This window comes from Mucilaginibacter lappiensis (assembly GCF_900155965.1).
GTDB classification, from domain to species: Bacteria; Bacteroidota; Bacteroidia; order Sphingobacteriales; family Sphingobacteriaceae; genus Mucilaginibacter; species Mucilaginibacter lappiensis.
The window spans coordinates 223502-244074 of the sequence record NZ_FTMG01000003.1; the positions used below are offsets into that span (position 1 = coordinate 223502).

Here is a 20573-nt window from a genome sequence, read left to right on the forward strand (position 1 = left end):
GCATATAATTAAGCTATCCTCATAAAACCGGACATTAACTGTATCGGAAGCGAACATTTCTACGAGGTGTAAAAATTACAACAATCACATTATCAACAACTTAAAAATATGGTATTTATTTAGCAGTAAAATACCGATTATACCGGGGCACTCTCTTAAATTAATTAAGCCATGCTAAAAAACTACATCAAAACAGCCATCAGGAACCTTACCAGGCATAAAAGCAATGCGGTGATCAATATCGCTGGTCTTACCGTAGGATTCGCAGCTTTCCTTTTAATATTCCTGGTTGTTCAGTACGAACAAAGTTTTGATAGCTTTCATACAAAAAAAGACAAGATATACCGGGTTGTACGGATTGGGAAAAATCCGGTTAACCGCGAATACCGTACAGGTGTGCCTGTACCGGTAACATCAACTATACGTACAGAGTTACCGGAGGTTGCTAACGCAGCCGCCATCGTTAACACCGGTGACATGCAGGTGATTGTAACACCCAGGGACGGATCGGCACTGAAAAAATTCAAAGAGGCAAGCGGGTTCTTTTTCGCGGAACCTCAGTTTTTCCAAATATTTGATTTCCCCTTAGTCGAAGGCGATATCAAAACAGCGCTTACCGAACCCAACACCATACTCCTTACCAAGGCAAGCGCTTCAAAATACTTTGGCAGCTGGCAAGGCATTATAGGCAAAACCCTGAAAATGGATGGCGAGTTTGTAAAAGTGACCGGTGTGCTCGAAAATCCGCCTGCTAATACCGATTTCCCTATTAAAGGAGTATTATCCTATATTACTTTGTTTAAAGCCGACAATAAAAACTGGGGAGGTATTAATGATGGTAATTATTGCTTTGTTGAATTGGCCAAAAACCATACCGTAAACCAGCTTAGCAGGGCGCTTAGTGGCTTTACCGACCGGCATATCAAACCCATAAATTCGGGTTACAATCTTTCGCCCCAGGCGCTGAATGAGTTGCATTATGATGAACGGTACGGGAATTTTACCGGTCGCACTTTTAGCAAGGATCTGATACTTGCGCTTAGCCTTATTGGCCTGTTCCTGCTTATCGTAGCCTGCGTAAACTTTATTAACCTTACCGTGGCCCAGGCTGTTAACCGTGCCCGCGAAGTAGGCGTAAGAAAAGTTTTGGGGGGCAGCCGCTCGCAATTGATAGCACAATTCTTAGGCGAAACCGGCATCACCAGCTTACTGGCCATGCTCATTTCGCTCGTTATTGTTGTTATTGCCCTCCCAGCCGTTAATAACCTGCTCGAGATCAATCTTACTGCATCAACCTTATATAGCCCCCGATTGGTCATATTTCTGTTTGGTGCCCTATTACTGGTATCGTTCCTGTCTGGATTTTACCCGGCGCTGGTGCTTTCGGGCTTTAAACCGGCAAGTATTTTAAAAGGCTCCTCGGGTGCCGATCAAAAACAGGGCGTTATGTTCAGACGGGGGCTGGTTGTTTTTCAGTTTGTGATTGCGCAGACCCTCATCATCGGTACGCTGGTGGTAGCTTCGCAAATGGATTATTTCCGCACGGCAAACATGGGCTTTAAAAAAGATGCTGTTATTTACGCGACCTTCCCCAGAGACAGTGTGAGCCGCACTAAAGTGAGCTATCTGCGTGATCAGCTGGCAAAAATCCCCGGTGTTGAAAAAGTTGGCTTCAGTATGTTTTCACCGGTATCAGACGGGGGCTTTTGGGCTACCGACCTCAACAGGGAAGGCCATAAAGGTATTAATCCGGATATGATCGTGAACATGAAAATAGCCGACCCGGATTTCTTTAGTGTATATAACCTGCCTATTGTTGCGGGCAGGATATATTTCGCTTCTGATACCATGCGTGAGTTTGTGGTAAATGAAACCGTGGTACGAAGATTAGGTATCAGGAGCCCCAAGGATGCTATTGGCATGCCCATCAATGTAGGTGGAAGAACTTTACCTATAGTAGGTGTAGTGAAGGATTTTCATGCCAACTCGCTTCGCGATCCCATTGAACCGTTAGTGATGAGCAGCCTTAAAAAAGGGTATGGACTAGCCAACCTGCGGATAGATCTGAGCAAAGCAAAATCAATCACCGCAGCAATGGAAAATGTATGGGATAAGAATTTTCCGGAGTTTATACTCGAGTATAAATTTATGGATCAAACCATAGCTAACTATTATAAACAGGAAAACCAGCTTTCAGCTTTGTATACCATATTTTCGGGTATAGCTATTTTCATTTCCTGCCTGGGCTTGTACGGGTTAATATCATTTATGGCCATCCAACGCAAAAAAGAGATCGGTATACGCAAAGTATTGGGCGCACCTGTAAAGGATATCGTGATTCTGTTGTCCAAAGAGTTTACCATGTTGGTGATCATCGCGTTTTTGATTGCCTCGCCCCTGGCCTGGTATTTTATGCATCAATGGCTGCAGGGCTATACTTATCACATCATTATAGGCATATGGTTTTTCGTGGCCACTATTTTAGCTTCGGTATGTATTGCCTGGTTAACCGTAGGCTACACAGCTATTAAAGCTGCTCTGGCCAACCCGGTAAAGAGTTTAAGGACAGAATAGCATCCATTTTTATAAATTGGTGAAAGCATTTTTTTAATATACGATCATGATAAAAAGTTACTTAAAGATAGCCTGGAGAAACTTAATGAAAAATAAGCTTTACTCCCTGGTAAACATTGTGGGTTTAACTATTGGTATTGTTAGCTGTCTGCTTATAGGTATATATATCAAACACGAGTTAGGTTATGATCATTTTAATAAAAATGCCGACAAGATTGTACGCGTTACGATGGAATACAATAGCGGAGGTCCATCGCAAAAAACGTCGGTTACGGGTACCAAGGTGGGTCCGCAGTTTAAACGGATGTTCCCTGAAATAACAGATTATGTGCGATTGTATAAAGCTTCCCGGATAATTGGTTATCGCGATTTCTTGTTCAATGAAAAAAAATTCATATACGCGGAACCCTCATTTTTTAAAATATTCTCCTATAAGTTGATTAAAGGCAATGTCGACGAAGCTTTAAATTCTCCTGATAAAATCATCATCACACAATCGGCTGCTAAGAAATACTTTCATGATGAGGATCCTATAGGTAAGATTATGAAGTCGGAGCATCAAAATTACACCGTATCTGCTATCGCCGCAGACGCGCCATCTAATTCACAAATCAAATTTGATTTCCTGGTGCCATTCAATACCTTGAACCAGGCCAAAGAAGAAAAATATAACGGTGCTAACTATATCACTTACCTGCTATTAAAAAATAAGGAGCAAATACAACCATTGCAGCAAAAGATTAGTTCTTATATGAAAATGGTTGATAAAACCGAGCTGCATTTAACCGGTAATCAATTTTTAACCTTTTACCTGGAGCATTTAAAAAAGGTTCATTTATATTCAAACCTTCCAGGCGATTTGGAATCTGCTGGCAGTATGGTTTATATATATATACTCGTTATAGTCGCGGTATTGATATTGATTATAGCCTGCGTAAACTATGTAAACCTGGCTATTGCCCAATCGGCAGGACGCGGGGCCGAAATCAGTATCCGCAAAGTGATGGGTGCCGGCAAACCACAATTATTTACCCAATTTGTAGGAGAGGCATTACTGGTTACCGCCATCTGTATCTTGCTGGCCACCGGCATTGCTTATATTGCTTTGCCTTATTTTAACCAGGTTGCGGGTATCCAGTTTAAATATTCAGTATTTTTTGATCCCATCATTCTTGCCAGCCTCCTGCTCTTAACCGCGATTATCGGTCTAGCTGCGGGTGCGTATCCGGCGCTGTTATTATCAAACATTAAATTATCAAAGATACTGAAAACCGGTTTTTCATTTACCTCTGGCAAAAGTATACGCAAACCGCTTATTGTTTTTCAGTTCGTTATCTCTATATTTCTAATCATCACCACCGTAGTTATTTTACAACAGCTTTCGTTTATTCGCAACAAGGATATCGGCTATAATAAAAGCAATATGGTGGTTTTGCCTACTGGTTATAACCCGCAGCATATTGACGAACTTAAAAAAGAGATGCTTAATATTCCAGGGGTCGAAAGCGTAGCCTCTGCTAATAATGAGCCGGTAAATGTAATGTGGGGCGATGCCATACAAACCGCCGACGGCAAAAACCTTACTGTAAATGCGTTGCCTATGGATGAGGATTTTATAAAAACCCTGCAGCTAAAAATAATCGCCGGCAGCGAATTTAACCAAACCGATGTTTTACAAATTGACACCACCAACAATTATAAAAATTTCCAATACGCATTTATACTCAATGAATCGGCAGTAAGAGCTTTAGGGTGGACACCCCAACAGGCCATAGGAAAGCGTATTTCAAAAGGCGAATCGGGCGTTATCAAGGGCGTAGTAAAGGACTTTAATTTTAAATCGTTTCATACACCTATTGGTCCTTTGGTTTTATTTTTGGATCATTTTCAAACGGCGGCTTTATTTGCCCGCATAACCGGAAACAATACCTCCAATACCATCAAAGCTATACAAACATTGTGGAAACAGCGTGTACCCGATCGTCCGTTTGAGTACAAATTTTTAGACGAGGATTTTGACGCTTTATACCGTACAGAACAGCAAACGGCCAAAGTATTTACCACTTTTTCGTTTTTGGCTATTTTACTTGCCTGCCTGGGTCTATTTGCCATTACCGCTTATACAGTTGTTCAGCGTACCAAAGAAATTGGGATCAGAAAAGTACTGGGTGCCAATGTGTCTTCCATTATTCTGCTTATTTCAAAAGACTTTTTACTCATGGTAATCATTGCCATGATCATTGCTTCGCCTATAGCCTGGTACATGTCCTATACATGGCTGCAGGATTTTGCTTACCGTATCAATATTCATTGGTGGATATTTATTGCAGCCGGTGCCGCTTCCTTAATAGTTGCAGCTATAACCGTAAGCGTGCAGGCAGCTAAAGCAGCAATGGCCAATCCGGTAGATAGTTTGAAGAATGAATAAAAATTGGCCGACTTTCAATCTTACTAAATCGTTATCGTGAGTAATTTTTTATTAAAAAGATAATAATGGCCTATTGCGCTATGATTTTTTTTTATATACTTGCGCCATCTATAAGGTAAGCATCCTGCTTACTTATTGTGATAAGGTTTAGGTTGAAGGTCCCCGGCGGCGAGCGCTTTGGGGACTTTCGTTTTAAACAGCGTTTCAAAGGTATTGGATACCTCCTTTACCGGTATTATCGCAGTATTAAATTTTAAGTTATTTTAAAATACAAACCAGGACTTAATAATGCCTTAAAGTACCTACATTTGAAATAAGCATCTTATATTTACTGTTATACTAAACCTGCAATACCTATGAAGCTGGTCCAAAAAACATACCTTTTTTGCCTCCTTTTATTATTCATCCTTTCATATAGTTTGTCGTCAAAAGCACAATCGGGACTTCAGCAGTTAGATGATCGTATCATGATCGATCTGCAAAATCAACGTACACCAGAGCAAACGGGCGTATTTATGTTTCTGTCCCGTACGCATTTATATGGCGACATTGGCGTTCCGGTGGGTTTGCTGGCAGCGGGCGTGATCAGTAACGACAAACAAATGAGGCAAAACTCCTTATATGTAGCCAGCAGTACCCTGCTATCAACCGGACTCACCTTTTTGATCAAGCATATTGTTAAGCGCCCTCGCCCGTTTATACAGAATATTAATATTGTACCAGTTTACCGGGCTGGTAGTACCTCTTTCCCTTCGGGGCACACTTCCAGTAGTTTTGCTACCGCAATGGCCTTATCCAGGGCTTATCCTAAATGGTATGTGATAGCACCCGCATTTTTGTGGGCAGGCTCGGTAAGTTATTCACGCATGTACCTGGGTGTACACTACCCCACCGACGTTGCTGCCGGCGCTGCTCTGGGCGTGGGATCAACTTTTATATTACAGTCGTTAAAAAAATAGCTATTCGTTTATTAGTTTTTTTAACTATAAAGAAAACAACAGTATTCCAAGCTACGTAGAAATACGGTATAAAAATTTCAGGTATTTGTACGCTTAGCTACTCCATTACCATCTTATACATTTGTTATATAAAAACTAAACACTACTATGGAAGAGATTCAAACACTAAAATTTTTCTGGTTAAAGTACGAGATCAGCGCCATCCAGGCCCTAATTAACAATTCACCTGGCATTGATAGTTTTGTGTTTTCGTATTTTTTCGCAGCCACTGATGACGATAGCAAACCTCTGCAGCTGATATCCTACGCGCATATGTCGCCACCCAATCAGTACAGCAGCTATTACGATACATTAGAGGACTATAACAATAATGCCCTGGAGTTAAGCGGACCGCTTATTATGAGTAACAATATAATATCCCTGGCCGATATGTTGTTGCTTATTAACACAGCAGACCCCGATGGCGATAAACCCGATTATCTGGTATTTATACCAAACGTAAATGATACACGCCATATTTATTATGATGTTAATCGGTATAAAAGATCAGGTACAGGTGATGTGCATCAGCCAGATCCCAGTGCCCCGATTAACACCAATCCATCACCACCAGCAACTATTAGTTAACCACCTGACCATATTCCCGAATGTTTAAAGTATTTCAGATCGTTATAGATTGGTCAGAAGTTTGGGCGTTATTAATACCTATATCCTTATTACTATTGAAAAAACAGCCGGCTGTACTTAAGCCGGTTGTTTTTTACGTTTGGATAGCGCTTATAATTGATGTTGTTATCGATATCACCTGGAAGATCAGAACTATTTTGCCAGCTGACTATAATTCAAACAACTATCTGTACAACCTGCATTCGGTTATACGCTTTTTTTTATTCAGCACATTTTTTATAAGGCTTAAACAACCTTTTTTAACCACATTAAAAAAGATCATCCCTTTTTTCTTTGTAGTCTTTGTTGTTGTCAATTTTTGCTTTTACGAGAATTTTTTTGATTACTGGAAACTGAGCAGTCGTCTGCTATCGGTTGAAGCCATTCTCCTATTGTTTTATACGCTCCAGTACTACCTCTTTAAAATTAACGACCATGTAGATGTTAATATTTTTAACTCAGACTTTTGGATAGTTACCGGTTTGGGCATTTATGTTACAATTAATTTCTTTATATTTCTTTTATACAACGAGTTAACAATACGCCTGCAACACTTTGCAGTAACACTATGGAATGCACACAACATCTCCTATATTGTATTTAACTTGTTTATAGCCAAAGGTTTTTATGAATCAAGGGAGCAATGATATTCGTTTGTTACTGGTAGTTGGGATTGCCGCCATGTTGATGCTTTTTATAAGCCTCCTACTTATTTTCATATTCACTCAACGCAAAAAACTCCAGTATCAGAACGAGCTGCAGGCCATGCAAAACGTGCAGAAAAACCAACTGATAGAGGCCGCGGTACGCAGCGAGGAAATTGAACGCCATCGTATTGCCGAAGAACTACATGATGAAATAGGAGCCTTACTAGGCTCATCAAGCCTGCATTTTTATAGCGTCAATATGGACGATTGTGATGAACAGAGTCAACGTTTATATCAAAAAGGCCGGGATCTGCTTGATGAAGGGATCAATAAAATACGAAGCGTATCGCACAGCCTGCACTCCAGCATATTACAGGAGTTTGGTTTAAATGAAGCCATCAGTCATTTTTGCAGCAAAATATCGCACGAATCTATAGTTGAGATTAATACAACATTGGATAACAGCTACCCTACCCAGGTAGGGCAAAACGATATTAGTATTTATCGTATTGTACAGGAGTTTATTCATAATATAACCAAACATGCCAGGGCCACAAAAATATTTGTACGGTCTATTTATCTGAATAAAATGCTCATGCTAACCATTACTCATAATGGTAATGGCCTTACGCAACCTCATTTTGAGGAGTTAAGGTTTAAAAAAGACGGGCTGGGCTTAAAAAACATACAAAATCGAATAATTTTACTCAAAGCCAATCTTAAATTTTCGCACCACGCAGGTGGATACGCCATTGATATTTCGGTACCCATTGATTAGCGTTAAACTTCCTCATAGTGCTCATTTTTTTTTCAATCACTGCAGAAAAAAGTGTTCATGCTATTCATTTTTTACTTCAAAAGCTCAAACTATAGTATATATATAGTATATATAGCTTTTTGGAATATTTATTATTTTTTTTCATGAAAGTTTAATTATTTTTATGGCAATAACCTAAATAATAATGCAAAAAATAAAAGTAGCCATAGCCGATGATTATGCCATATTCAGAGATGGATTAAAAGTTGGGTTAAACCGGGATAAAAACCTGGAGGTAGTACTTGAGGCAGATAATGGCGAGGACTTATTGCAACAGATTGAACTCATACAGCCCGATGTTATTTTAATGGATCTGAAAATGCCCATTATGGATGGTATGGAAGCTACCAAACAAATCCGCAAGAAATATGATAATATTAAGATATTGATAGTGACCATGTATGATGAGGCTAAATTCATTATACACCTGATGGAGAATGGCGCCAATGGTTACCTGCTCAAAAATGCCGACCCCAAGGAGATACGCAAAGCCATCTACTCGGTTCATGAGGATGGATATTATTTTAATGATATTGTAAACAAGGCCCTGTTAAAAAAGCTGGTTATCAAAGGCAATGTTAAACCCTCCTTTAACCAGGACGTTGAATTTTCTGAACGGGAGCTGGATGTTTTAAAAATGATATGTAACGAAAAAACCGCTACCGAAATAGGCTCAGAACTATTTTTAAGTCCTCGCTCTGTGGAGGGCATCAGGCAACGCATTATTGAAAAGATTGGCGTGCGTAACACCGCCGGTTTAGTGATGTTTGCTGTTAAAAACGGGGTGATATAAGCACTCTTTTATTCATTAAATTTTAAGGTGAGGTATTTTTAAGCGGCTATAGTCACGTAGCCGCTCCATTTCTGTTACAAAAAATCGTGCACCCGTCCCCCTGCTTCTGCTGAACATTTGTCGCATCCCGCACCATTCCTATAAGTTTTAAGCTCAAAACAACAAATACATAACAAACTGATAAACAGAACAGTTTTCGCTATTTACTCCTGGCGCGTAAAAATACTTTATCTACTAATTAGGTATTTATACTGTGGTAAAACGCGCCATCTCTCCCGTACTTTATGTTGTGCAATGAAGCTTCAAAAAAGGCACATAAACCAAATTCATTTACATCTAATCAAAAAACAAAAAAATGTCAAAGTTAAGTTTAACCCATGCAGAATTAGCTGCACTTGATGCATTAATCGCCGAATTACAAGGTGAAGGCAAATCAGTAGAGGCAGAAGTAGGAAATGCTGCTTTCATTACTGCAGTAACTGCAGTAACAGCTAAAGTAATTAAAGTTACTGTAAAAGCAACTCCGGTTGTTGTACAGGTAGCTACTGCTGCTATCGGCGGCGCAGCGGTGAATGATGAAACAAGCAAAGAGCTTGCTAAGTACGCGAAAGAAGGTTTACCATTGGATAAACTGATCGAGCTTCGCAAAAAATTCAACTAAAAACAATGCAAGGAGGACATGGATGCGTGTCCTCCTTTTTTAAATCAAATCTTTAAAATTATGATGGCAAATTTAAACTCCACTGTTATTTATGAGTATATAGTAACAGCTTTCCTGGCCTGTTGGTTTTTGCTAACTATACTAAACCAGTTTAAGGATACCAAGCTTGCTGAGTTTATCAGGATTAAGATTGATGTATTTGCATTGATACCTCTATGGACATTTTTTGCACCACGCCCGGGTAAAAGCGATTACCACCTGTTGTACCGCGATAAAATTACCGAAGAACAATACAGTGAATGGCATGAAATGGACATCACTGAAGAGCGTACTTTTTGGTCGTGGTTCTGGAACCCTGAAAAACGCGACAAAAAAATATTATCAGATGTGGTTCAAAGCCTGGTATCCTGCATCCCCGATTACCGTAAAGCAACCGGCAATACCAATCTTCTGATGTTCTCGATGCCTTATATTATCGTGTTGCATGCGGTTAGCCAGTGCAAAAAACAATCACCAAATGTTTACAGGCAGTTTATGCTGGCAGAAACCAGCGGTTACCAGGAAACAAACCCTCCGGCATTGATCTTACTATCTGTTTTTCACCAAATATAAATTAGCCATGATCGTACTTACAAATATTACACAACTTGTACTCATGATATTGAGCGTTGGGCTTTTTGTTTCGACGCTGGAGTACATCAAAAAGATTCAAATTTTTGCACCTAACGGCTTACTTTCCTGGAATGTAATGCAGCTGAACTGGGGCCAGCAGGATCAAAAAACATTTTTAAAACCGCTTTTTAAATTATTCAGCCAATCGGGGTTGGCCACACTTTTTGTGATCAGATGCCTATTGCTGGTTGGTTTGGTATTTTTTCAATTACAATCGGTGTTTGGCTGGATATTGATCAGCCTACTGGCTGTGAGCTTATTAACGAGTTCGCTGATAACCAGGTATGGCAGCGATGGATCTGACCAAATGAGCATGCTCATTGTTATCACCCTGGTTCTTTGTCATCTGCCCGGGTTAGCCAGCCCAAGACTTGCAGATATAGGCCTGTGGTTTATTGGTTTGCAGGCTTGCCTGTCATATAGTGTGGCCGGTATTGCCAAATTAGCTTCGGCTGAATGGCGTGCTTCAACAGCTATCAGGGATGTATTTTCTACAAAAACCTATGGATCGCAAAAAGCATCTATGTTTCTTCAAAAATATCCGGCCGCTAATGGTTTCCTGTGCTGGAACGTGATGATCATGGAAACCCTGTTTCCTTTGTGTTTGTTTTTACCCTGGCCCTATGCCATGATCTTCCTGATCTGGGGTTTTACCTTTCATTTTTTCACCGCGGTTATCATGGGTTTAAACTCCTTTTTCTGGGCATTTATGGCAACCTATCCTGCGCTTTACTTTATCAATCATCAAATGCCATGGCACCTGTTTTAGATTACAGCAAAGATATTATCCTGTTTGATGGGGTGTGTAATTTTTGCAACAGCTATGTTAACTATGTAATAGCGCATGATAAGGCCAACAAATTTGTGTTTGCCCCGCTGCAAAGCCACACCGCCACACGCATGGCAGCCAGGTTTCAAACAGACTTTAAAGAGCTGAACAGTGTAGTAGTTATTCATGGCAATGAAGTATACACCCATTCGGCCGCTGTAATTCATATTGTAAAAAATCTATCTACCGTTTGGTTGCCACTGGCTTATTTAGCCTGGCTGGTACCACCTTTTATCAGGAACAAACTCTACACCGCTTTTGCCGATAAAAGATATGTATTGTTTGGGCAATCGGAAAGTTGTATGGTGCCAACTGCACAAGTAAAACATAAATTTTTAAACTAAGCATCTTATTATCAATAATATATATCAAAAAATTACACCCATGAAAAATCAAAAATTTGGCGTTATGCCTCCTACCGCACTAAACTATGGGTATTTTGTAAAGGCCGCTTACGATGTTTACAATGCTTTGCCAGATGTATTAAGCCCTACACAAGATCAGTACCCTAATTTCCCCAGCGGTTACCGTTTGCTTTTTAACATACAGATGAGCAATTTCTTCGGACCGATCTTAAAACCGGTTTATTTTGGATTTGCTGCTATTGACCTGTCAAACCCTTCCAGTATCGTTATTGCTATACGCGGAACTATAGGCTGGATGGAATGGTGGGATAACCTGCACGCTTATCCAGTACCCTGCCCGTTTGCGCCTAACTCTGGTAATGTTGTAGCTGGTTTCTTAGATCTATATAACAGTCTTAAGATCCTGGTACCCGGAGCCTCGTCAATTGATAACGCAATTGCCCTGAGAGAAACCGTAGTTCCTGGGCTAAAAAGTGTATTTAACCTGGATAATTACACCCAGGTAACTGTGGCCGGGCATAGTTTGGGTGCAAGCCTGGCAACTTTATATGGTTTACACATGGCGGCCACTAACAGCAAACGATCAGTTGTTATTTACACCTACGCATCACCATGTACTGGCAATGCAGACTTTGTTAAGTATTATAATACCGTTATTTCTGAGAGCTACCGAATATACAACGAACCAGATGTAGTGCCTAAAATTTTGTTATGGCTGGGATACAGCGCTGTACCTGTGGGTTTTGAGCTTAATTCCTTGCTTGATCCAAACGTGAAGCAGTCCATTGGATGTTATCATTACCTCACCACCTACCTGTACTTATTAGGCGCACCAGCCAGCATTTTGGGTACCTGCGCAACAACCTAAGCCCTTAATCTATCATATATATAATACCTACCCGTGAAAAGCAAAAGCCCGTAAATGTTTCCATTTGCGGGCTTTGTTATTAACATATAATTCACGATGGCTTAAACATGAGTTTGCAGTATAACGCTATTTTAAATCAAAAAAATGCGCATCTCGTTTCCTAAAAAAATGTTCCAGCAATTTTATGCCTGCCCGCTTGATCAGTTGGAGGAAGAACTATCCCGTTCCTCCATCCGGATGAAATTACAGGATGGTCCCAAAACCGATGAAGACCGCGCACATTATCAAAATGAGCTGGACCGCCTGAGTGTACTTAAATACATTAACCAGTTTCGCAAAGGTAAATTAAGCCGGGAAGATTTTAGTCTGAAGGTAGAATTGGCTGATACACAGGCATAAAAATTTAAAACCCTTCCGTTTTGTACAATTTTATACGCTACATTCTCTATTTATTTGTACTGTTTATTTAAAAGTTAACTGAATGTAATAAGGTATGTATTTAACTGTCAAAAACTTATTTTGCTTAACTTTATAAATATATTGTTTGGAATAGATAAATCATCCTGCGGGATATGTTGCAATAAAAACAATACATGATATTTAAAGAATTTGCTCCAAGTGAGCGGCTTAAGCCCTATATCAAATGCTTGTATTTTTACGAGTCGGGTTCGGCTGTGAACTATGATGATATCGTATTCCCAAGCGGCAACACCGAAATAATTTTTAACCTGGGGCAAGGTCATTGGCAAATTAAAAAAGACGGTGCATTTTATACCACCCCTCCTATTGAGCTCTGGGGACAGATCACCAAACCATTATCCATCAAATCAATAGGCGAAAACACGATGATGGGCGTACGGTTCTACCCACATTCGGCAGCATATTTTTTCAATGAAAGCGTGGCCGAATTTAACAATGAGGTTGTTGATGCTACCGACCTCATGGGCGCATCATTAAAAACCCTGCATGCCTGTCTGCTCGACATGAACGATCTGGACAAAAGAATAACCTTAATTGAAGAGTATTTATGGAGCAGGCTGGTGCTGTTTGATAAAAAGCATACCAAGATAAACTTCATTGGTCAAATTGTACATAGTTTATATAGCAACAACTCTGGCAACGAAAAAATAGAAGCTATCTCGGTTCGTAACAATATATCTGCGCGTTACCTCTATATGTTATTTTCGCAATATACCGGGTTGCCGCCCAAATTATTTTGTAAAATAAACCGCTTTCAGCATAGCCTCAACCTGGTAAATACCAACGGACAAAACTTAACCAACATTGCCTATGAGTCTGGTTATTTCGACCAATCGCATTTTATCAGGGAGTTTAAATCGTTTACGGGTATAACCCCTAACTCCTTTGCGGCACAAGCATCCCCTATTAACCAGGTGCTGGCTGGCAATTAATATTCCTATTTATTTTGCAGGTATTCAATTACCAAAGAAACTGCCCTTTTATGTAGAGACGCATTACATGCGTCCCCTGCAAGACGATCTAATTGCAAAATGTATAAAGACTTAATCTGTACCTAAGAGACGCATGTGATGCGTCTCTACATTTAAATAACTCATTGCCGATTTGTACAATTTCCCGAAATCCGGGCAGCATAATTTTGTATCAACAAATTAAAAAATCAGCAAAAATGAAATTAGCAAAAAAACCAGAAGAGGTGCACGCAACATTGGCAAGCGCCTTTAACACCGGAGATGTAAACACTGTATTAAGCATGTATGATGTTACCGGTATTATTGTTCCGGAACCCGGTAAACCTGTTTCAGGAAAAGACAGTTTTGAAGAAGCCATCAAAGGTATATTATCCATCAAGGGTAAAATGGATATTAAAACTGTTTACTGCATCCAAACCGGTGATATGGCTTTGGGTCGGTCTGAATGGAGTATTACCGACAATGGCGAGGTTAAAATAAGCGCCAAAGGAATTGAAGTAATGAAACAACAAACAGATGGCAGCTGGAAAGTTTTATTCGACCATGCCTTTGGTGCAGAAGCTAACCTTATCGCTTAATATCAGTATCGATAACACAAAGGGCCGACAAATACATCAGCCCTTGTGTTTTAATAATCCGGCATTTCCTTTTTGTACAATTTCCGGACTGCGGGCTATCCTAATTTTGTATCAACAATAATAAAAAGATCATGAAAAATAAATTTGAAGCGTTTTTAAGCCTTCATCAGCAAGCAGAGCCATTAATAATAGGCAATGCCTGGAATGTGCAAAGCGCTAAAGTATTTGAGCAGAAAAATTTTAAAGCCATAGCCACATCCAGTCTCTCGGTTGCCGAAACTTTGGGCTATGAGGACGGGCAGGATATGAACTTTGAGGATTATCTGTTTGTAGTTAAGCGTATCGCAGCCTCCGTGTCGCTACCTTTCTCTGTGGATCTGGAAGGTGGTTATGGCGATACGACTGAGCAAATAGTGGGTAATATTATTCAACTATACCATCTTGGCGTATCGGGTATCAACATAGAAGATTCTGTTGTAGTTAACGGACAGAGAAGTATCGAAAACGCCGAAATCTTCGCAGAAAAACTCAGGCGTATATGTGCGTTGTTAAATGCCGAAAATATAAAGATATTCATCAATGTGCGCTCCGATTCATTCCTGCTGGGTTTGCCCAATGCCCTGGAAGATGCACTTAGCCGGATAAATCTCTATCAAAATACAGGTGTGCATGGTTTATTTTTTCCCTGCATAACCCAGATACCCGACATGCAGCAAGTTACCCAAAGCTCAAAACTACCAATCAATGTGATGTGCGTACCAGGCTTGCCTAATTTTGAGCAATTGCAGCAAGCCGGTATAAAAAGAATAAGCATAGGCCCTTTTCTGAATAAAAGCGTATATCAGAAAATGGGAGCCACGATTGATCAAATGGTTGAGGAAGGCAGCTTTGACAATCTTTTTTAATTATATCCTTATCCATCAATCATATTAAAATAAACAAAGAGCGATCTGTTCCGGATCGCTCTTTGTTATTAGAAAATTTAGTCCTTATTTAAAATTTATAAGCAAAACTTAAAGCAAAGTTTCTTTGCGCTTGCGGGATTATTGAATAATTGCCGATATAATACTGTTTATTGGTGATGTTATTCAGGTTAAGGGTAATTCTGTAATTATCTGCACTATAAAACAAACTGGAATTGATCAGTAAATAACTTGGCAGATAAAATATACCGGTTACGCTACTATCTATTGATTTTTGTTCGCTCGCATAATTACCGCCAACACCAAAACCAAAATTTTTCAAATCCCCCCTGGTAAATTTATAGGTTGCCCATAGGTTTGCCAGGTCCGGAGGGCCCTGACCTCCGGGAGTTCTGCCCGGTTCATTATAAAAATCGCCGGCATTACCCTTTAATACTTTGATAGAATTATGGCTGTAACCCGCTAAAAGATTTAAACCAGGTGCCGGGTTAGCGTTCATATCCAACTCCAAACCTTTACTGCCTACTGTACCGCCTTGCAGGTAACCATTTATATTGTGTGGATCAGTATACACCCTGTCAGACACCCGGATATCATAGTACGACACGGTAATATTTAATTTATCTGAAAGCAGGTTAGTTTTCACACCTACCTCCCATTGATTGGCATGCTCTGGTTTAAATGATTGCGTACCAGGATTATTACCTAAAGAATCAGCCACTGAACGCGGATCGACATTGATGAAAGCGTTCATGTAGTTGGCAAAAATTGAAACCTTATCCATCACCGGCTGATAAACCAATCCAAATTTTGGTGATAGAAATGTTTGGTTATAGTTAGCGGTAGGATCACCTTTGAGCCCCTGGGACACATAATGATCAACCCTTAAACTGGCCATACCTGCCAAAGCCGGTGTAAAATTAATTACGTCTGAAACATAGGCGCTGTATGCACTATTGGTAGTGTTATTTCTATTTCCAGGCTTAGTTGCCAAAATATTATCAACCAGTGCCTGAGATAGATATACCGGAGGTATAGTATCAGTGGTATGGGGAACAGGATATGCCACTTCACCGCTTTGTGGAGTTACACGCCTTACCATGGCATAGCCCGATCCATTATTGATCGCATTACGGCTATAATAATCTAAGCCAATCAGTAGACGGTTCCGCATGTTCCCGATCTTGAAATCGCCATTAAAATTTTGCTGCACATCGGTTGTACTGGTTGTTTGCTGATCTTTATGGAGGGTTTGCCCAAAATACTGATCTGTTGGTACGGCATCCTCATAAATATAACTATAGTAACCATTCGATTTTACCGTCGTGCGCGAAAACACCGTTTGTGAGGTCCATTGACTGGATATTTTATACAGCATTTGCGCCTGCAAATTAAACCTGGGGTTTTTCATGGTCAAATCATTGCTGATGAATGATTCGTTGTAATTCAGGTTTAAATCCTTCACAGTTTTAAAGGGTAAGGGGCTCATCCTGTCCGACGGAAAGAATATCGGCGCCACCGCTCTCTCTTCCTGCATTATCTCCGTTAGGAAATGAAACGAAAGCTTGTCATTCACCTCATATATCAAAGACGGTGCTACAAAAAAAGATTTTTGAAAGCCAGCGTTCTGAAAACTATTTTGATCAGTATATGCCGCGTTTACCCGTAATGCTACTTTTTCTGTTTTACTTAGCGGTGTATTGACGTCGGCCGTAACCCGGTTTAAGCCAAAGCTACCTACGTTATAGGTAATCTCGCCGCCGGTTGTAAAATACGGCTTTTTGGTAATGGTATTGATCATGCCACCATAGCTTAAAAAGGCTCCGCCAAACAACGTGCCTGATGGCCCCTTGATCACTTGTATCTCTTCTACATTGGCTAAATCAAGGTCTCCGCTGGTTAAGCCAGATAAACCATTAACAAGTGTTGCCTGGCCTTGAAAACCACGTATCGCGAAATAAGCACCGCCATCTCCCCCCCTGCCTGTTGATCCCCACGTTTTGGCAATTCCGGGCACATTCCGCAGCGCATCGTCATATGAGGTAATGCCTTGCTGTTTTATTATTTCGGACGAAACAGTGTTATAAACCTGTGGGTTCTCCAGGTTTTTCAAGGGCATTTTAGCCACAATGGAATTTACCTTATTTGATTTTTTTGTTGAAATTACAACCTCTTGTAACTGGGTGGAATTTTCTTTTAATATAAAGTTAACCACTAGAGTTTCACCTGACCGTGTCTCTATGGTTTGTTCCCTTTTCTCGAGTCCTATAAAAGATGCCACCAGCCTGTGCGATCCCGGTGTTACCCGTTTAATCTGGTAATGTCCATTTTCATCGGTTAAAGTGGCTTTGTTAGTGCCTTTGATGGTTATACTCACCAGGTCGGCGGGCTTTCCGTCAGCTGTTTTTACAGAGCCGGTAATGGTTGCTGTTTGTGCTAGTAAAGTGAAGGAGGGTAGCAGGAACAGAAGTAAGCAATAAGTAATTTTTTTTATCATAGTTGGTGATTTTGATATGGGGCAAAAGTATCGTTTAAATCGCTCTCAAACAATACTGTTTAAAGCCGTTCCAAATAAGATTTTTCATTCATTTTGAGGGAGATGCACATCTGTTTCACAGATTTATAACGATTGATATTTTTAACAAATTAGACAAGTATTGACGGTTAGTTTGTAATTTAGAGATTATGAAAAACTTACCAATTACAAGCTACAAGGGTATTTCCCGTTTTATACGGGTACAAATGATTTTATCATTGTTCTTTTTTTCAGCCATCAGCGCCTCAGCGCTTTCATTTGAAAAAGCTTCGGATGCAGCTGTTATCGGGCGATGGGACATCACGATAGATAAGGCGGGCAAAAGCCTGCCGTCATGGTTGGAGGTACAAAAATCGGGAACCCATATCCTCATCGGTCGTTTTACCTACGCTTTTGGAAGTGCACGGCCTATTTCAGAAATTAAACCACATGATGGAAAATATAGCTTTTCCATTCCGCCTCAGTGGGAAGAAGGAAACCGGAATATGGATTTTGAATTTGAGCTGAAGGGCGAGGAATTAGTGGGTACCATGGTGTATACCGATGGGGTTACTTATCATTTTACCGGGGTACGGGCGCCATCGCTAATAAGAGCTAAAGATCCTGTTTGGGGCACACCTGTTAAATTATTTAATGGTAAAGACACTAAAGGCTGGCATGCCGACGGTAAAAATCAGTGGACTGTAGAGTCGGGCATTTTGCGGAGCCTGCACTCCGGCGCTAACCTGATCACTGATAAAACTTTTAATGATTTTAAATTACATATTGAGTTTCGTTATCAAAAAGGCAGCAACAGCGGAGTTTACTTGAGGGGCAGGTATGAAGTGCAGATCATGGATGTTAAAAGCGGCGAACCGGAACCTATCAACAACCAGTTCAGCGCTATTTATGGTTTCCTGCCTCCAAACAAAATGATGGCGAAAGACGCGGGAGAGTGGCAAACCTATGATATTACACTGGTAGGCAGGCTGGTTACTATAGTAGCCAACGGCACTATGGTAATATGCAGGCAGGAGATACCTGGAATTACTGGCGGGGCTTTCAATAGTAAAGAAGGCGAGCCCGGTCCTATTTTGATCCAGGGAGATCATGGACCGATCGATTATAGGAATATCGTAATAACACCTGCAAAATAGGGCTGTTGACAATCTTGAAAAAGCTTCAACTCACAAAGTTTTAAGCCTATCTTAACTAAAACCCTGTACTGATAACAGGTACAGGGTTTTAGTTTTATTGGAGATAGAATAGGTATTTTATCTGATAAGACCAGTAAGGGTGATCACTGAACGCGACGGAATAATTGTTTTTGAACCGTCTATTTTGCTGGCTTTAAGCTCGCCAGTCCGGGATGTTAAATACGAGTTAGTAAACTGAATTTTCGTATTCCCGGTATTGAGCCCGGTAACTACATCATCTGGATTAGGATTGATGATAACCACGACTATATTTTTTCCGCTTTTAAAGGCAGAAACAAGCAGGGGTTTATTCTCAGAAGATGAAACCTCTGCGTTAATTCTTATGGCACCGGGTTTGATAAACCTGCTATAGTTACCCATAGCCCAAAGCATTTTACTGGAGTAAAAATTCCCATCGGTTTTATTTTTATCGATGTAAATAAGACCATCTTTATAGTCATAGGCCGAAATGGCTGTCCACCATTGCCATGCAGAAGCATTAGCCACAGTAAGATCGGTATGGATCACTGAAGCTAAATATAGAGCGGCATCTATACCGAGATCGCGTTCGTTACCATCCATCTCCCCTGCATTGTCCCCTAAAATACAATACTCCGATTGCCAGTAATCAAGACCTTTTATGGCAGCTATGTTATCGGCTAGCGCCTTACGCGCCTTTATAGCTGTTGCCATGGGCGACGTAGTAAAATAACTGTGTGCCGATATGGTTTTACTTACGCCAGGCAGATCGCCAAGATAATTAGCTGATCCGGGCCTAAAAAAATCATTTATTTGATTACCCCTCCCCGGCTTATCACCTGGAGTAAATAAATAATTAATACTCCCGGCTTCCCCAACAAGAATTTTAGAGCTGATCTTTTTAGCCTCAAACTCTTTGCTGATGGATTTGATGACGCCGGCAATCTCCGTGTTGTTATACGGACATCCCTCCTGTCCGCCATTACTCCAATCCCATTGAGGTTCGTTTATTGGGCTTATATAATCAAATTTAATTTCACTTACCTGTTCAAGGCCTTGTACAACTTTTGCCAGGTATGCGGCAAAGGCATTGTATTTATCGGGTGCGATGTTTACTTTACCATCGTTTGCATAAGCCTTCTTGTTTATGGTGTACTGTACCGGCGGACTATTAGTAAAGCCTAAAAATTGCTTTACGCCACGTTTTTTTGCTGCTTTTAAAAACCAAACCTGCCCTGACTGATTTTGCCAGTTGTAAGTACCGTCTGCGTTTAAAAATGATTCGGCACGGCGCCATTCGTCTTGAATTTCGCTTCCATTTCCCTGCTGGGCGCTACCTGCCCCTATATTGAACCGCCATAACGATAAACCAATGCCTTTTGGCGAGCCATCAGCATAAGTATCATTGCTAAAAAGCAGATCCGCAATTTTGTTTCGCTTATCATCGGGCCAATTACCCGCAAACTGGCATGACCATGCATCAGATGCACCAAAATTGCTGATGGTTTGGTATGTTTTCGAAAAATCAATATGGATTGTCGCTTCCTTATTCTGACAACTTGCTAAAGAGTTATTAAGTACCAGGGCAATACCTGTCAGAAATATTTTTTTTGTTGTAGATATCAGTATCATCATTGTTCAGATCAACAATA

General features: G+C 40.4%; 19 protein-coding genes. 17 read left to right on the top strand and 2 right to left on the bottom strand.

The window, feature by feature from the left end; translation table 11 throughout:
• Window positions 1-171 precede the first annotated feature (171 nt).
• From BW976_RS08260 to BW976_RS08335, 16 genes are all read left to right on the top strand, one after another.
• The gene (locus BW976_RS08260; RefSeq protein WP_076372318.1) at window positions 172-2574 is read left to right on the top strand and encodes an ABC transporter permease; all 2403 of its coding nucleotides are present in this window, start codon (window positions 172-174) and stop codon (window positions 2572-2574) included.
• Window positions 2575-2620: 46 nt separating this feature from the next.
• Window positions 2621-5002, top strand: coding sequence for an ABC transporter permease (locus BW976_RS08265; protein WP_076372320.1), 2382 nt, complete (start codon window positions 2621-2623; stop codon window positions 5000-5002).
• A 356-nt stretch (window positions 5003-5358) separates the two neighbouring features.
• A complete protein-coding gene (locus BW976_RS08270; RefSeq protein WP_076372322.1) occupies window positions 5359-5961 on the top strand; it encodes a phosphatase PAP2 family protein in 603 nt (200 codons plus the stop codon).
• Window positions 5962-6108: 147 nt separating this feature from the next.
• Window positions 6109-6588: a hypothetical protein gene (locus BW976_RS08275; RefSeq protein WP_076372324.1), complete on the top strand. Its 480-nt coding sequence runs from the start codon at window positions 6109-6111 to the stop codon at window positions 6586-6588.
• A gap of 20 nt (window positions 6589-6608) precedes the next feature.
• Window positions 6609-7274, top strand: a complete 666-nt coding sequence (locus BW976_RS08280; RefSeq protein ID WP_076372326.1) for a hypothetical protein — start codon at window positions 6609-6611, stop codon at window positions 7272-7274.
• Complete coding sequence (locus BW976_RS08285; RefSeq protein ID WP_076372328.1) at window positions 7255-8052, top strand: sensor histidine kinase; 798 nt, start codon at window positions 7255-7257, stop codon at window positions 8050-8052. The genes BW976_RS08280 and BW976_RS08285 overlap by 20 nt, the downstream gene beginning before the upstream one ends.
• Window positions 8053-8236: 184 nt before the next feature.
• Window positions 8237-8884, top strand: coding sequence for a response regulator transcription factor (locus tag BW976_RS08290; RefSeq protein WP_076372330.1), 648 nt, complete (start codon window positions 8237-8239; stop codon window positions 8882-8884).
• A 355-nt stretch (window positions 8885-9239) separates the two neighbouring features.
• A complete protein-coding gene (locus tag BW976_RS08295) occupies window positions 9240-9545 on the top strand; it encodes a hypothetical protein (RefSeq protein ID WP_076372332.1) in 306 nt (101 codons plus the stop codon).
• A gap of 60 nt (window positions 9546-9605) precedes the next feature.
• Entirely contained in the window at window positions 9606-10157 is a 552-nt protein-coding gene (locus BW976_RS08300) for a hypothetical protein (RefSeq protein WP_076372334.1), read from the top strand.
• 7 nt (window positions 10158-10164) lie between these two features.
• Window positions 10165-10986, top strand: a complete 822-nt coding sequence (locus BW976_RS08305) for a hypothetical protein (RefSeq protein ID WP_139332250.1) — start codon at window positions 10165-10167, stop codon at window positions 10984-10986.
• Entirely contained in the window at window positions 10971-11390 is a 420-nt protein-coding gene (locus BW976_RS08310; RefSeq protein WP_076372338.1) for a thiol-disulfide oxidoreductase DCC family protein, read from the top strand. The genes BW976_RS08305 and BW976_RS08310 overlap by 16 nt, the downstream gene beginning before the upstream one ends.
• Before the next feature lie 40 nt (window positions 11391-11430).
• Entirely contained in the window at window positions 11431-12279 is an 849-nt protein-coding gene (locus BW976_RS08315; protein ID WP_076372340.1) for a lipase family protein, read from the top strand.
• Window positions 12280-12423: 144 nt separating this feature from the next.
• Window positions 12424-12678 carry a hypothetical protein gene (locus tag BW976_RS08320; RefSeq protein WP_076372342.1) on the top strand — a complete coding sequence of 85 codons (255 nt, stop codon included), beginning with the start codon at window positions 12424-12426 and terminating at the stop codon, window positions 12676-12678.
• Window positions 12679-12872: 194 nt separating this feature from the next.
• The gene (locus BW976_RS08325) at window positions 12873-13691 is read left to right on the top strand and encodes a helix-turn-helix domain-containing protein (RefSeq protein ID WP_076372344.1); all 819 of its coding nucleotides are present in this window, start codon (window positions 12873-12875) and stop codon (window positions 13689-13691) included.
• A 236-nt stretch (window positions 13692-13927) separates the two neighbouring features.
• Complete coding sequence (locus BW976_RS08330) at window positions 13928-14308, top strand: YybH family protein (protein ID WP_076372346.1); 381 nt, start codon at window positions 13928-13930, stop codon at window positions 14306-14308.
• Between the two features lie 131 nt (window positions 14309-14439).
• Entirely contained in the window at window positions 14440-15213 is a 774-nt protein-coding gene (locus tag BW976_RS08335; protein ID WP_076372348.1) for an isocitrate lyase/PEP mutase family protein, read from the top strand.
• 88 nt (window positions 15214-15301) lie between these two features.
• Here the strand turns inward: BW976_RS08335 and BW976_RS08340 are convergent, their stop codons facing one another.
• Window positions 15302-17728, bottom strand: a complete 2427-nt coding sequence (locus BW976_RS08340) for a TonB-dependent receptor (RefSeq protein ID WP_076372350.1) — start codon at window positions 17726-17728, stop codon at window positions 15302-15304.
• Between the two features lie 188 nt (window positions 17729-17916).
• On the opposite strand from BW976_RS08340, the gene BW976_RS08345 reads away from it, so the two are divergent.
• Entirely contained in the window at window positions 17917-18903 is a 987-nt protein-coding gene (locus BW976_RS08345) for a 3-keto-disaccharide hydrolase (protein WP_084192120.1), read from the top strand.
• Between the two features lie 117 nt (window positions 18904-19020).
• On the opposite strand, the gene BW976_RS08350 is transcribed toward BW976_RS08345, so the two are convergent.
• The gene (locus BW976_RS08350; RefSeq protein WP_217696220.1) at window positions 19021-20556 is read right to left on the bottom strand and encodes a glycoside hydrolase; all 1536 of its coding nucleotides are present in this window, start codon (window positions 20554-20556) and stop codon (window positions 19021-19023) included.
• Window positions 20557-20573: the final 17 nt, after the last annotated feature.